This window comes from Rhodococcus sp. NPDC056516 (assembly GCF_042794655.1).
Classification (GTDB): Bacteria; Actinomycetota; Actinomycetes; order Mycobacteriales; family Mycobacteriaceae; genus Rhodococcus_F.
The window spans coordinates 806,160-819,173 of sequence record NZ_JBHTTG010000002.1; the positions used below are offsets into that span (position 1 = coordinate 806,160).

Genomic DNA, 13,014 nt, shown 5'->3' on the forward strand with positions numbered 1-13,014 from the left:
AAAGACTATGCCGCACAGATATTTTCGCAATAAGGAAGGAAGTGATATGAGTGAACTACACACAGCAGAAACAGCAGCAGAACAACTAGGCATCCCCCGCGAAGCCTTTTATGAGGATCAGTCCCCCGACGCCCTGATCGAGTTGAGAGCGAACCTTCTACTTGAAGCGCAGCGCAACCTTGATGCAGCGTACGAGATCACCGACGTTCTCGTAGCCTTCGAGATCGAGGCCAAGTCACGGAAGAAGCGTGTCCGGGTGGTCGAGTAATGAACTGGCACAACTTCTTCCTAGCGCTGTGTCTTCTTACATGTCTACCAATGGTTGCCGTTGCATTTCATGTGGTTGTATCGAACGCCAGCGGCAGCCGAACGGGTAGGTTCGCCAAGCATCTGCTCTTTGCACTCATGATCACGTTCTTGACTAGCGGAACGCTCGCAGCGGGGTTGTCATGAGCATCGCCAGCGAAAAGGGCCAGTCTCTCGAAGAGCAAATCGCCAAGACCCTCCGCAAGAAGCTAGGCGCAAGAGTCCAGCGGGACAAGCGAAGTGGTGCAGGTTCGCATCAGAAGATGGATCTGAACGACTACTTCCAAGACACCCCGTTCGACATCGAAGCTAAGAATCACAAGACCATCGCGATCAAAGACTGGATGCGTCAGGCGAAGGCCGGCGCAAGCTTGAATCGCATCCCTACCGTGGTGTTCAACGCAGATGATGACGTACTCGCCTGCATCCCGTTCGATGACCTGGTTAACCTCGCAGTTCAGATCCGAGACCTCACTGCCGAGATCGCAGACTTACGCACACCGACCGTTCTAAGCGTCGGTGAGGCCGTCGAGAAGACTGTGGCGATCAAACAACCAACTGGTGTCTCAACCTGCAGGAACGGCCACATAACAAGTCCAGGCAGCAACAAATGCCTCGACAAATACTGTGCATTCAGCTCGACCTACAAGAAGCCGAAGGTCAAGAAGTAGCGCCCGATCGCGGGGCCACCTCCGTAGTCAGCCGACTGCGGAAGCACCCCACGATCAAGAAGGACGTGAGCACGATGGGTTCAATCCAATGCCTCATCATTCCGGCAGACCTCGATGTACTGGTACAGACGATGGAACTTGAACAAGGCGACATCAAGACTATGCAGGGCATCGTTGATGGACACTTCCAAGTACTCGAACTCGAAGCTCAGAAGGCATCGATGTTCGTGAACGAGGAGGGGAAGAACATCGGCCTCAAGATGAACCAGAGAGCGACGATGCTGCTCTGGCTCTCGGACAGTGTCTGGCGGTTCCAAGACGTCGTGGCAGGCAACGTGTTCATCATCGGACCACCTGACGATGAAGGCGACTCCACGTCCGTTCCGCAAGAGTTGGTGGATCTGTTGTTCAGTACTGAGAAGTATAAGGGCGAGGTCACTACCCTCAGCGACGAAGACTCTTGGAGCAGCAACAACCTGGAGTTCACGGACTACTGGGATGCCGCACATAGCGTGCTGGAACTGGCTTCACGGTGGCAGCTCGTCAGGGAAGCTCGTGTCGTTGCAGCTTAGATCGTGGGAGTAAGACCCCGGCTCATTGCGAGCCGGGGCATTTCATGTCCAGACGCATCAAATTGAAAGCTCCTCGCTTCACCGAGACGAATCTCAAGGTGAAACGAGGAGCGTATTTAGTTGTGTAGATGAGACGGGGAGTCAGTCCACGTTCGGGCGATACCCCTTACGCCGACCACGAAGCTGATCGAATGTCGTCAACTTCTCCGCAGGAACCAACTTCGCGAACTCGACAGCAGTGGCGAACACGTCCTGCGAAGTCCCATTTGCAAACCGAAGTTCGAGACTCACGAGGTTTCCCACTGTCTTGAGCGCCTTCAGCTCTTCCTGCGAGGCGTCGAATTGACGAGCCTCTTCGTGCTCGGGATGTCGAACGACGACGTTGACCACCTGGTCATCATCGAGCTCGATACCCGTAAGGTCAGATACGCGAACGCTTCTGAAACCCATTGCTCTCACCAACTTTCAAACTAGATGCGACACAACGACTTTTGCCATTGCGATACTTCTAGTTAGACATAGTTGAATCTTTAAGTAAATAGGGAAATGTGAGACAATAGAGGTACATGAAAGACGGATTTGATCTCGCTACCTATCTTGCGAAATCCACACAGGCTAGTGGGGTTCCCCTGCGCGTGATCCATCAACCGACAGTCGCAGCTATTGCGCGCCTAGCGCTCGCTTCTCGCTAACAAGCGACACACCCCGCAATCACCCAAGTAACCCCTGTCACGTGGGGTTTTGTGGCAGTATGGACGATCCGTGAGTGTGGGGTGTTTCGCTATTGACGGACTCGTCGAGAAACAGCACGCCGCGATGGGCGCGGCTGACCGCACCAGGACGAGCCATCCCACTGCCGCCACCCACCAGTGAGCTGACCGACGAACTGTGATGCGGCGCAATGAAAGGCGGCATATCGATCAACGGCCGATCCTCCGGCAACACCCCCGCCACCGAATGAATCGCCGTCACCTCCAACGACTCCCCCTCCGTCAACGGCGGAAGAATCCCCGGAAGCCTCTGCGCCAACATCGTTTTCCCGATCCCCGGCGGACCAGTCAACATCAAATGATGCGCACCCGCCGCAGCAACCTCGATCGCCCACCGAGCATCCGTCTGCCCGACAACCTCACTCAAATCCCGCACCACCACCACACCAGCACGCTCGAAAACATCAGGAACAGCCAGCGCCAACTCACCACGCAACCACCCGATCACCGCAGACAAATCATCGGCACCCAGCACCTCGATCCCCTTCACCAAGCCCGCCTCAGCCAACGCCCGAGCTGGAACCACCACAGTCCCCCACCCCGCCCGCTTCGCCGCAAGCACCGCAGGCAACACACCACGCACCGACCGCAAACGACCGTCGAGCGCCAACTCCCCCAAAAACACAGTCTCCCGCAACAACTTCCGCGGTAGCTTCTTCGCCGCATCGAGAACCGACAACGACAAAGCCAAATCGTAAACACTGCCCACCTTCGGCAACGTCGCCGGCGACAACGCCAAAATCACCTTGCTGTCCGGCCACTCCTCACCAGAATTGGTCACTGCCGCGCGAATCCGATCACGCGACTCGTGCAACGCCGTATCAGGCAGCCCCACCAAATGCACCGCAGGCAACCCGCGCCCGATATCCGCCTCGATCTCCACGATCTGCCCGTCCACGCCACTGACCGCAACAGAATGCGCCCGCCCCAACGCCATCAGAACGCGTCCACAAAATGCTCGACCGAAGGCTCACCGTCGCGGCCGATCAACACCGCCACCACATCGAAACGCACCCTCGACCACGACCGGCCCGAATCAGTGAGCCACTGCATCGCCAAAACCCGAATCCGACGCTGCTTCGCGAACGTCACCGACTCCGCAGGACTTCCGTACCCGACACCAGAGCGAGTCTTCACCTCCACGAACACAATCCGATCACCGGACGTCGCAACAACATCCAACTCGCCGTACCGACAACGCCAATTACGCTCGACAATCTCCAAACCCGCACCGATCAGGAACTCGACAGCCACATCCTCGCCCCGAGCACCCAACGCCATATTTCCCGCCATCGCAGCCCCCACCACTCACACGACCGCGCGCCCGCCCCATACGAAACGCGTCCCAACACACCCTCAACCCACCACCACAAAACCAAGCCACCCAAAACCAACCTGTTGACAACCCAGAACCTGTGGAATTCGGCAGCGCGATACATGAACGACGGCGCACACTCCGACAATTTTCTGAAATCCCCACAAATTGGACGAAAGTCCAGTAGAACTAGTTACAGTTTTGCTCAAACCGTCACGCACCCCGCTGAATGGAGTTCTACATGGCCCGCCGCTCACTACGCCACGCAGTAGCCACCACCACTTCCCTCGTTCTCATCGCCGCCGGCGTCACTGTTGGACTTGGTGCTTCGGTGGCACAAGCAGCGCCGGCCTGCGCGCTCAACCAGTCGGTCACCGACGATTGGCCCGGCTCCGTCTGGACGCCTTACACCGTCAGCAAGGAGGTTGTCGGCGACGGCAAGGTCGCAGCGGGTCAGACGGTCACCTACATCACCAAGGTTTCCGGTTCGGGAGCCCTCGTCAACGAGATCCGCGATTTCCATCCGGCGGGATTCCAGCTGGTGAAGGCTCGTCTGAACGTCAAATGGCTTATCGGCGACCAGAAGTGGGACGACGTCACCAAGACCGTCGTCGTCGGGAATGACTCCGTAATCGCCAAGGGCGGCGGATGGACCACGGCGGGCGGTGGCGTCATCGCTTTGGAAACCACCTACAAGGTTCCCGACAACGCCGTCGTCGGCACGCAGCTCGACAGCGGCGCCGGCACCAACATTGTGCTCGCGGGCGGAAACTGGAACATCAATCCGATGGGCGTGTGTGTCACCATCCGGCAGCCGAACCCCGTCGAGGCGGGCGCCGGAAGCCTCGAAGACATGGGCTTCGGCTCACTCAACTCCGGATCGGGCCAGGTATTCGGCTCCCTGACCGACCCGCAGGGCTCGATGACCAATGTCATCAGCGGCGTCCTGGGCAATGTGCTCGGCAACATGAGCTGACCCAGTTCGGATAGGAGATGGGCCGAGCCACCAGCGCATGCTGGCAGCTCGGCCCATCTCCTCGTTCTGGAGGCATGTTCCGCAATTGAAAACCAACAATCACGTTCAGTGTTGCGACACTGAAAGGAGAAGCGCACGACATCCAGCTGTGGTCTAAATTCGCCCGACGAGGAAAACCTGGAACTTCCAGCTTTGTACTAAACTCCATAAATTCGAACTACCTAGTTGTCGAATTCCCTACAAGCAAACACCCCGTCCCACGAAGACAGCAGGGAAGGTCTCAGGAAGCAAAGTGAGTCAACATAGGCGTAAGCAAAGGCATTCTACGCGAAGCACCCAGGCGGTCAACGTCGCCGGGACTCTGCTCCGCCCGCCAGATCTATTCACGATTCGTTCGAAGTAAGCAGACAGGCTCTTGGCGAACATTTTCTAACTCTGAAAAGACAGTCAACTCTTCGAATTTACCCCTGACCGAAACCATAAGAACTCCGCGAAGCTTTCACTTGTATAGTCTGTCCGACGGATTGCAGTTGCAATCAACTCACCCACAAACTGAGCGGCTTACACAGCAGAAAGTTGGTTCTCAAGTGACGCAGCCACCCAACTCTCCATTTGACCAACCGAACTACGAGCCCCGACCACCGGAATACTGGCTCGCTCAGCACCAAGCACCGTCGCCAGAATCGGATCAACCTTACGAACCCCATTCCGAACACGAGACAGAGTGGCGATTCGCAGGTGTACCGCCGGTTGGATTCGTACAGGCCGACTCTCCCCTCCCTTCCAACTACCTGCCAAATATCGTGGCAGCTTTGCTTGCATGTTTCGGGATAGTCGTCGGAAGCCTCGGTCCATGGGTGACATTTCTCAACTTCTCAAAGTCCGGTGTCGACGGAGACGGCGTCCTAACACTCGTTCTCGGCGCGGTGGCAGCAATCGCACTGTTCACTATTCTGTCTAGAGGAGGAAAGGCAAAGTTTGGAGACCGGTGGGTCGCGCCAGCGGTAGGCGCAATCACGGTCGTGATCGGAATAATCGACGCCATGAACGTGTCCGACGTAGAAGCAACAATTCTTCGCACCACCGTTTCTCCATCGATCGGGTGGGGGCTTTGGGTTGTCCTCCTGTCTGGCGCAGCATTGTGTGTTACAGCTTCCACGGTTGCGCAGATTGCCGGAAAACGCTCACGCTGAGGACATTTCTGAATTTTGTCTAATCGCCGTCGAAATGCTGCCCGTAAGCGATTGACCGATGTTCTAGACGCAGCCTTGAATGACGAATCCGATGCCCACGCCGACGCTCAGCCTCCACAAAGCCAGCCTGGGTGTACGGGAGATTGCCACCCTCAGCTTTTAGCCTGTCGACGCGAGCAAGATCTATCAACTATCGTCTCCGCGTGTGCGGCGTCGGTTTCCAATTCAGCGAATCATTGCATCAGCTTTCGCGCCGTACCTGGCGGGCGTCGTACCAAAAGTTTCGCGGAATGCGGCGATGAACCCACTACTGGTTCGGTAACCCACCTGCGGGGCAACGTCGTTGACGCCCTCACCCCGCGCGAGCATCTCGAGTGACGCATACATGCGTGCACGAGTTCTCCACTGTCCGAAAGTAATCCCGGTATCGGCGACAAAGGCGCGCATCAAGGTTTTGGAACTGACCCCGAGTTCGCCTGCCCACTCCCCTAGTGTTCGTGAGTCTGCCGGATCGGCGAGGATCCGTGCAGAAACCGAACTCGCCACAGCGCTGCGAGGAACCGCGAGGACGTCGTGCCGTTCGGGGGCGGCAGCAAGAATGTCGTAGAGCAACTCCTGACTCATCAACCGCCGAGCATCGTCGATGGTCCGATCGGCGAGATGCCGCAGCAATTGAGCGGACAAAGCATCGACTTCGAGAACAAGTGGCTGAGTCCACCTAGGCCCATCGGGGCGTAGATCCGGGCGCGCATAAGCCGCGATCATGCATCCCTCTGACAGAAGCGTCATGTCGTGGAGAACGGTGCCAGGCAACCAGACCAAGTGTTCGCTGTGCAGGTGCCACACGTTGCCCCCGGCAGCGACCTGCATCGTCCCTTCGCTCATCCACGCGATCTGATGCTCCGGATGTCGATGAGCCCCGTACGCGGTCACGCCGTCGACGACGTTGGCGAAAACCTGAAAATCTTTGAATGTCCGTCCGCGACTATCAGGCAGCGCTAGCAAGGACTTTGGTCGAGTCGAGTACTCGATAGTGGACATTTTGCGTCTTTCTGGGCGTATCCGAGTCTATCCGGAAGGATGGACCGACGATTCTGCAAAGGTTAGCCTCACTTTATTGCTGACGCGACCAGTTCAGCACTTCAATGCGGAACTCAGATCACTCGCCCACCACTTCGAAGGAGCATGCACGTGCCCTCACGTAGCACCCGAATCCTCGCCGCCTTATTCACGACGGCCGCGATCATCGGGTTCTCGACCGCCTGTGGAACCTCACAAGGCGTCGACACCGCATCAGCGACCCAGAGCAACGACGCATTCCCCGTGACGATCGAGCACGCACTGGGTTCGACGACAATCGATGCCGAACCACAGCGCGTAGTGACACTCGGATATACCGATCACGAACCATTGCTTGCCCTCGGAGTTGAACCCGTCGGCATGGCCGAATGGTGGGGCTCCGGCATGGATGAAAGCTGGCCGTGGACGAAGGACTACTGGAGGGGAAAGACTCCGACGTACATCAACAGCGGCGGAGACTTCAACTTCGAGCAAATCGCCTCCCTCGCACCGGATCTGATTCTTGCGCTGTACGCCGACATCGACACGGAAACGTACAAGAAGCTGACCTCGATCGCGCCGACTGTCGCGCAGAGCAAGGACTACGACGCGTACACAACGCCGTGGACCGACATGACGCTCACAGCCGGGCGCGCTCTCGGCAAAGAACCACAAGCTCAGCAACTGATCGCGGATACCGAAAACGCGTTTGCCGCCGCTCGCGCCGCGCACCCGGAGTTCGCCGGGAAAACCGCAACGATCGTCAACCTCGACACTCCCGAGGGATACGTGTTCTCGTCGCACGACCCACGCGGCATCTTCCTCTCTTCGCTCGGGTTCACCCTCCCTCCGGCGGTCGACGCCTTTGTCGGCGAACAGTTCGGCGACTGGCTTCCGAACGAGCGTTACGACATCCTCGAGTCAGTCGACCGCTTGATCGTGATGGCCGACCCGGAGGGAGAGAAGGCCCTCGCCGGCAACAGCCTCTACCAGCGGCTACCCGCTGTGAAGAACGGAAACGCGGTAGTCGTGCGATACACCGCAGATCCACCGGTTGGTGCGGCGATGTCCGGCAACACAGTCCTGAGCATTCCGTATGCCATCGACCAACTGACCGCCACGTTGTCGAAGTAAACAAACAGGACGGGTATCGAAACTATGTTCGAAGAGTGCTAGCCTCGAAGTCAGGAAGCACCCATGAACATCGAGGACCACCATGGACGAGGTACCGGGCACCGCGTTAGATCTGGCTCGACTGGTCGACGAGCTGACGGTTCTCGACCAGCGACGCGTCGACATCGGCGAGAGCTTGGTTCAACTCGAGTACCTCTACTCCAGAATGGGCGAGCGACAACAAGCAGACGCTGCCCGAAAAGCCTTCCAGGAGAAGTACGTCGGACGAATCTACGAACTCGCAGACGGCCTGCGCACATGAAAAGGGGTTGCACACAACCACTGACCGAGCGCATGGTCATTCCTGCACGACACACCGGACCGATCGGTTCGGCTGTGAACTATGTGGGAGAAATCTGATGGAGAAGATCACCAAGAGGCTGTGGAACTGGGCATCGATACTCGACGAGAATACTCGCGAGCAAGCGCTGCGCACGTCCCAGATGCCTTTTGTCCGTCCACATCTGGCATTGATGCCGGATGCGCACCTCGGTGCGGGAGCGACGGTGGGTTCGGTCATTCCGACGGAAGGCGCAATCATGCCCGCCGCCGTCGGAGTCGATATCGGCTGCGGAATGATCGCAGTCAAAACCCAGTTCAACGCACGCGACCTCCAAGGCCGCGACCTGAGCATTCTTCGCCACAGCATCGAACGCTCCGTTCCACTCTCGGCGGGTGTCTACAACAAGACGCTGAGCGACACGGCGCAAATCCGCATCGCAGAACTCGAGACCATGGCGGGCGATCGCCTGCCCTTCTACGACAAGTTCAAGAATAACTGGAGGTTTCAGCTCGGAACGCTGGGTTCTGGTAATCACTTCATCGAGGTGACGCTCGACGAGAGCGACGGCGTCTGGCTGTTCCTGCACTCAGGCAGCCGCGGTATCGGAAACAAGCTCGCACAGCATCACATCAAGATCGCCAAGGACTTGTGCGAGCGGTGGTACATCAATCTTCCCGATCCGGATCTTGCCTACCTGATCGAGAAGACACCCGAATTCGACTCGTACATCACCGATCTGAACTGGGCTCAGCACTTCGCTCTGCTCAACCGCGAAGAGATGATGGACCGCGTGGTGAAGGACTTCGCGCACTTCATGGGTGACGGCAAGCCCGCGATCATCGACGAAGTCGAGCGGATCAACTGCCACCACAACTTCACCCAGAAGGAATTCCACATGGGTCGAGGTGTGTGGCTGAGCCGCAAGGGTGCGATCAAGGCAGACGAGGGCACTCCCGGGCTCATCCCCGGTTCGATGGGGACAGCGAGTTACGTCGTCATCGGTAAGGGAAACGTACCGTCGTTCAAGTCCAGCCCCCACGGCGCGGGTCGGGTGTACGGACGTAACCAGGCACGCAAGACCTTCACCATCGAAGATCTCGACAAGGCAATGGTCGGAATCGAATACAAGCGCTCCGCGGCGTTCCTCGACGAGATCCCGGGTTCCTACAAGGACATCGACGTCGTGATGGACGACGCGAAGGACTTGGTCGAGATTCGGCACACGCTGCGTCAGATCGTGAACGTCAAGGGCAACTGACCCCGCGCAACTCCGCGAAATAGGAAGTGCCCCGCCGATATCGGCGGGGCACTTCGTTGTCGAGCAGTCTGGCAGGCGCAGGTCAGTCGGGAAGGCGCAGATCCGGCTTGTCCAGCTCTTCGATGTTGACGTCTTTGAACGTCACGACGCGTACGTATTTCACGAATCGCGCCGGGCGGTACATGTCCCACACCCACGCGTCGGACATCCGCAGTTCGAAGTAGATCTCCCCGTCTGAATTGTGGGGCAGCAACTCGACCGTGTTGGCCAGGTAGAAACGTCGTTCGGTCTCCACGACGTAGGAGAACTGTCCAACGATGTCCCGGTATTCGCGGTAGAGCGACAGCTCCATCTCGGTTTCGTACTTCTCGAGATCCTCGGCACTCATCGGTTTAGCCAGTCCTCCCAGTTCGTCTGAACTTCCATCATCCCGTACGGCCTGCACGTTGTTCCAACCGGACTCCCGCAGCCACCACGTTGGCGTAGGTCATGCGGTGCTCTGGGCACGGCCCCAGCTCATCGAGAGCGTCCATGTGCAGGGGCGTGCTGTATCCCTTGTGAATTGCGAAGCCGTATCCGGGATGAGTGTTGTCCATCTCCGTCATCACGCGATCTCGGGTCACCTTCGCGAGAACGCTGGCCGCAGCGATACATGCGGCGGCGCCGTCACCGCCGATGACCGGCAGCGAGGGAGCCGTCAAACCCGGAACCCGGAATCCGTCGGTGAGGACGTAGCCCGGTTCGAGGTCGAGGCCCGCAACTGCTCGCCGCATCCCCTCGATGTTCGCGACGTGAATACCGATCTGGTCGACTTCCGCGGCGGGAACAGCGATGACACTCCACGCCAATGCCAAGCGTTTGATGGCTGGGAAAAGCTCCTCGCGAGCACGTTCGGTCAGCTTCTTCGAATCGTCCAGACGCGCCAGTGCCGCTTGCGGTTTCGGTGCCAGGACACACGCTGCAATGACGAGCGGGCCAGCGCACGCTCCGCGACCGGCTTCGTCGACGCCGGCGACCGGGCCGAGACCGGTTCGCGCCAACGCAGACTCCATCGTCCGCAGACCTGCCGATCTGCGAATGACAACGCGAGGGGGCCAACTACTCACTGTCTCTGCCTACTCGGAACTAAGCGAATCCATGTGCGCGGTCCGACAACTCAATTGCCCTGAATATCAGGCGCATCGATGCCGCCCATTCGCGACGGGGGAAGGACGATGAATCGTGCTTGACCGATGATGTTGTCGACCGGGACAGTTCCCTGGAACTCGTCGTCGACGTGGTAGCGCGAATCGGCGGAATTACTCCGGTTGTCACCCATGACCCATACGTGTCCCTCGGGCACGGTGATCGGTCCGAAGCAGCGCCCCGACTTCAGTTCGGTGTCACACGTTTGTGTTCCCGGAGTGAACGGGAAGTCCATCTTGATATATGGCTCGTCGAGTGGTTTGCCGTCCACCAGGACGCGGCCCTGATCATCGCAGCATTCGACGGTCTGGCCGCCGGTTGCGATCACTCGCTTGACCAAGTCGTTCTCGTCGGGCGGGACGAGGCCGACCCACGAACCGACCTCTTGAATGCCTCGGACGACAACGTTGTCGGACCGATTGGACACGTACTTCGTGTTCCACGAATCGGGTCCCTTGAAGACGACGACGTCGCCGGGTTCCGGATCGCCGAAGCGGTATCCGATTTTCTCCACCACGATGCGGTCACCGGTACATCCCGCACAGCCGTGCAGTGTCGGTTCCATCGACTCGGATGGGATGAGAAAAACTCTGAAGACAAATGCCTGAAGAACGATGCTGAGTACCAGCGCAACGCCGATCAGAACAGGGAGTTCTCGCAGGAACGATCGCTGTTTCTTCTGCGGCCGATGTGAGGTCGGTTCCTCGGAACCGCTTGATCCCTCATGATTCTCGGGTCCGGACGACAATGCCTGCTCCTTCGAAGAATCTGCCACAGAAACCAGATTAGCCCGACACCGCGCGTACGCGGTGCCGGGCTCATCGGAAAGATCAGCGCTTTTCCTTGATCTTCGCCTTCTTGCCACGAAGCTCACGGAGGTAGTACAGCTTGGCGCGACGGACGTCACCGCGGGTCAGAACCTCGATGGAGGCCAGCGTGGGGCTGTGAACCGGGAAGGTGCGCTCGACGCCGACGCCGAAGGAGACCTTACGGACGGTGAAGGTCTCGCGAACGCCGCCGCCCTGGCGACGAATAACGACGCCCTTGAAGACCTGCACGCGCTCCTTGGAGCCTTCGATAACCTTGACGTTCACGTTGAGCGTGTCGCCGGGACGGAACTCGGGGATGTCGTCGCGAAGCGACTTTTTGTCCAGGAAGTCCAGGGTGTTCATATGTCATCCTTGTATTTCGCAGGAGCAGAGGAACCGAGCGGCACGCGTTTCAGTCTCCCGAAACGGCGCTCGTCTGGTTCGTGCCCAGATCAAGTGCTGCTGCCTGGTCCAGGCAACCCGTCCATTATGCCAGACGCGGACACCAGTGGGGAAATCGGTGGTGGCGGAGCCGCGTGGATGGTGTGGTCCAATTCCTGCTCGGCCGCCGTCATGGCATGTTCGACGCTCGGCGATCCGGCAATGAGATCCTGTACGTAGATCTTGGCCCGGATGACGGGCCGACGCCATTTCCGTTCACGCTCGAGAGCGCGGTTCATCCGTTTCGGCTTGCGCGTGTATCGCCAACGTGCCCACGGCGCACCCGGCCGGCTCAGGCGAACTGCACCGATTACCAGCAACGGAAAGACGAACAGGCCAACGAGCCCCGTCCAGATCTTCCCCTTGAGAATGACGATGGCGGCCAGGGCGAAGTTGATCAACGCGACAAAAACGAAGACCAACTTGATCCACGGATCTCGTTCCTCACGGAATCCGGCGACGTCGAGCAGTTCGAGCGGGCGGAAACCCAACAGCACCAGACCGGTCACGGCGATCGCGACGAAGACCGCGTCCACCGAGGTCCGACCTTGCTCGGACCAGTACACGTCCTTCAGGTAGAAGATCAGTGCAAACTCGTCGAGCACCAATGCAGCACCCATACCGAAGATCGCCGCCAGTACGGCACCGGTGGTCTGCGAACCGTCGACGTAGACCGCGATCAGCGCACCACCGGAGATCATCATGGCGATCACACCGAAGACGACGTGATGCACGTGCTGACCGCCTGGCGCGATGTTGCCCGGCCACCATTTCACCTTCGCGCGGATCATCCGGACGCTCAGGCGGATGAAAAGGAAGGCGGACAGGAACCCGAGAAGGAAGAACAGCAGCGGCAATCGGCCGTGGGCGATGATCTCTCGCTCGAGCCACTCCCGCATCACTGTCCTCCCTTCACCGAATTCATGATCCGACCCTGATCGGATTCATACCGCGAACCGACTCGATTGTGACGATACGGACTTCGAAAACCCGGCGTACGGCT

Annotated in this window: 15 protein-coding genes and 1 pseudogene; 7 read left to right on the top strand and 9 right to left on the bottom strand. The window is 58.6% G+C overall.

Translation table 11 applies throughout. The features are described 5' to 3' along the window. Positions 1–46: 46 nt before the first annotated feature. From ACFQ6Y_RS08985 to ACFQ6Y_RS08995, 3 genes are all read left to right on the top strand, one after another. Entirely contained in the window at positions 47–268 is a 222-nt protein-coding gene (locus tag ACFQ6Y_RS08985) for a hypothetical protein (RefSeq protein WP_020907307.1), read from the top strand. Between the two features lie 181 nt (positions 269–449). Further along, positions 450–977, top strand: a complete 528-nt coding sequence (locus tag ACFQ6Y_RS08990; RefSeq protein WP_378631215.1) for a hypothetical protein — start codon at positions 450–452, stop codon at positions 975–977. Between the two features lie 74 nt (positions 978–1,051). Then, positions 1,052–1,549, top strand: a complete 498-nt coding sequence (locus ACFQ6Y_RS08995) for a DUF3846 domain-containing protein (protein WP_378631217.1) — start codon at positions 1,052–1,054, stop codon at positions 1,547–1,549. A gap of 141 nt (positions 1,550–1,690) precedes the next feature. Here ACFQ6Y_RS08995 and ACFQ6Y_RS09000 read toward each other — a convergent pair whose 3' ends face one another. From ACFQ6Y_RS09000 to ACFQ6Y_RS09010, 3 genes and pseudogenes are all read right to left on the bottom strand, one after another. After that, positions 1,691–1,999, bottom strand: coding sequence for a hypothetical protein (locus ACFQ6Y_RS09000; protein ID WP_064444397.1), 309 nt, complete (start codon positions 1,997–1,999; stop codon positions 1,691–1,693). 342 nt (positions 2,000–2,341) lie between these two features. Next, a pseudogene (locus ACFQ6Y_RS09005) lies at positions 2,342–3,256 on the bottom strand (YifB family Mg chelatase-like AAA ATPase); the annotation flags it as partial. Further along, positions 3,256–3,612: a YraN family protein gene (locus tag ACFQ6Y_RS09010; protein ID WP_378631221.1), complete on the bottom strand. Its 357-nt coding sequence runs from the start codon at positions 3,610–3,612 to the stop codon at positions 3,256–3,258. The pseudogene ACFQ6Y_RS09005 and the gene ACFQ6Y_RS09010, both read right to left, overlap by 1 nt. 263 nt (positions 3,613–3,875) lie before the next feature. Between ACFQ6Y_RS09010 and ACFQ6Y_RS09015 the strand changes: the two genes are divergently transcribed. Next, on the top strand, positions 3,876–4,610 hold the full coding sequence (locus ACFQ6Y_RS09015; RefSeq protein WP_378631223.1) for a hypothetical protein: 735 nt from the start codon (positions 3,876–3,878) through the stop codon (positions 4,608–4,610). Positions 4,611–6,028: 1,418 nt separating this feature from the next. Here ACFQ6Y_RS09015 and ACFQ6Y_RS09020 read toward each other — a convergent pair. Continuing rightward, positions 6,029–6,844, bottom strand: coding sequence for an AraC family transcriptional regulator (locus ACFQ6Y_RS09020; RefSeq protein ID WP_378631225.1), 816 nt, complete (start codon positions 6,842–6,844; stop codon positions 6,029–6,031). A 144-nt stretch (positions 6,845–6,988) separates the two neighbouring features. On the opposite strand from ACFQ6Y_RS09020, the gene ACFQ6Y_RS09025 reads away from it, so the two are divergent. The 3 genes from ACFQ6Y_RS09025 (at position 6,989) to ACFQ6Y_RS09035 (ending at position 9,576) form a co-directional block, all read left to right on the top strand. Then, on the top strand, positions 6,989–7,996 hold the full coding sequence (locus ACFQ6Y_RS09025) for an iron-siderophore ABC transporter substrate-binding protein (RefSeq protein ID WP_378631228.1): 1,008 nt from the start codon (positions 6,989–6,991) through the stop codon (positions 7,994–7,996). Between the two features lie 82 nt (positions 7,997–8,078). Then, on the top strand, positions 8,079–8,297 hold the full coding sequence (locus ACFQ6Y_RS09030) for a hypothetical protein (protein ID WP_378631231.1): 219 nt from the start codon (positions 8,079–8,081) through the stop codon (positions 8,295–8,297). 97 nt (positions 8,298–8,394) lie between these two features. After that, entirely contained in the window at positions 8,395–9,576 is a 1,182-nt protein-coding gene (locus ACFQ6Y_RS09035; RefSeq protein WP_378631233.1) for an RtcB family protein, read from the top strand. A gap of 82 nt (positions 9,577–9,658) precedes the next feature. On the opposite strand, the gene ACFQ6Y_RS09040 is transcribed toward ACFQ6Y_RS09035, so the two are convergent. The 5 genes from ACFQ6Y_RS09040 to ACFQ6Y_RS09060 form a co-directional block, all read right to left on the bottom strand. Beyond that, positions 9,659–9,964, bottom strand: a complete 306-nt coding sequence (locus ACFQ6Y_RS09040; RefSeq protein WP_003942715.1) for a DUF2469 domain-containing protein — start codon at positions 9,962–9,964, stop codon at positions 9,659–9,661. A 37-nt stretch (positions 9,965–10,001) separates the two neighbouring features. Beyond that, positions 10,002–10,682 (bottom strand): ribonuclease HII, encoded by a 681-nt coding sequence (locus tag ACFQ6Y_RS09045; protein WP_378631236.1) that lies wholly within the window; start codon positions 10,680–10,682, stop codon positions 10,002–10,004. Positions 10,683–10,732: 50 nt separating this feature from the next. Next, the gene (gene lepB / locus ACFQ6Y_RS09050; protein WP_230812928.1) at positions 10,733–11,536 is read right to left on the bottom strand and encodes a signal peptidase I; all 804 of its coding nucleotides are present in this window, start codon (positions 11,534–11,536) and stop codon (positions 10,733–10,735) included. Between the two features lie 55 nt (positions 11,537–11,591). Continuing rightward, positions 11,592–11,933: a 50S ribosomal protein L19 gene (gene rplS, locus ACFQ6Y_RS09055; protein WP_003942791.1), complete on the bottom strand. Its 342-nt coding sequence runs from the start codon at positions 11,931–11,933 to the stop codon at positions 11,592–11,594. Between the two features lie 89 nt (positions 11,934–12,022). Beyond that, positions 12,023–12,910 carry a hypothetical protein gene (locus ACFQ6Y_RS09060; RefSeq protein WP_378631238.1) on the bottom strand — a complete coding sequence of 296 codons (888 nt, stop codon included), beginning with the start codon at positions 12,908–12,910 and terminating at the stop codon, positions 12,023–12,025. Between the last annotated feature and the right edge of the window lie 104 nt (positions 12,911–13,014).

What these genes read in the sequence shown, in the direction of transcription:
- ACFQ6Y_RS08985 (WP_020907307.1), top strand. Translation starts at nt 47, where the DNA reads ATGAGTGAACTACACACAGCAGAAACAGCAGCAGAACAACTAGGCATC.
- ACFQ6Y_RS08990 (WP_378631215.1), top strand. Translation starts at nt 450, where the DNA reads ATGAGCATCGCCAGCGAAAAGGGCCAGTCTCTCGAAGAGCAAATCGCC.
- ACFQ6Y_RS08995 (WP_378631217.1), top strand. Translation starts at nt 1,052, where the DNA reads ATGGGTTCAATCCAATGCCTCATCATTCCGGCAGACCTCGATGTACTG.
- ACFQ6Y_RS09000 (WP_064444397.1), bottom strand. Translation starts at nt 1,999, where the DNA reads ATGGGTTTCAGAAGCGTTCGCGTATCTGACCTTACGGGTATCGAGCTC.
- ACFQ6Y_RS09010 (WP_378631221.1), bottom strand. Translation starts at nt 3,612, where the DNA reads ATGGCGGGAAATATGGCGTTGGGTGCTCGGGGCGAGGATGTGGCTGTC.
- ACFQ6Y_RS09015 (WP_378631223.1), top strand. Translation starts at nt 3,876, where the DNA reads ATGGCCCGCCGCTCACTACGCCACGCAGTAGCCACCACCACTTCCCTC.
- ACFQ6Y_RS09020 (WP_378631225.1), bottom strand. Translation starts at nt 6,844, where the DNA reads ATGTCCACTATCGAGTACTCGACTCGACCAAAGTCCTTGCTAGCGCTG.
- ACFQ6Y_RS09025 (WP_378631228.1), top strand. Translation starts at nt 6,989, where the DNA reads ATGCACGTGCCCTCACGTAGCACCCGAATCCTCGCCGCCTTATTCACG.
- ACFQ6Y_RS09030 (WP_378631231.1), top strand. Translation starts at nt 8,079, where the DNA reads ATGGACGAGGTACCGGGCACCGCGTTAGATCTGGCTCGACTGGTCGAC.
- ACFQ6Y_RS09035 (WP_378631233.1), top strand. Translation starts at nt 8,395, where the DNA reads ATGGAGAAGATCACCAAGAGGCTGTGGAACTGGGCATCGATACTCGAC.
- ACFQ6Y_RS09040 (WP_003942715.1), bottom strand. Translation starts at nt 9,964, where the DNA reads ATGAGTGCCGAGGATCTCGAGAAGTACGAAACCGAGATGGAGCTGTCG.
- rplS (WP_003942791.1), bottom strand. Translation starts at nt 11,933, where the DNA reads ATGAACACCCTGGACTTCCTGGACAAAAAGTCGCTTCGCGACGACATC.
- ACFQ6Y_RS09060 (WP_378631238.1), bottom strand. Translation starts at nt 12,910, where the DNA reads ATGCGGGAGTGGCTCGAGCGAGAGATCATCGCCCACGGCCGATTGCCG.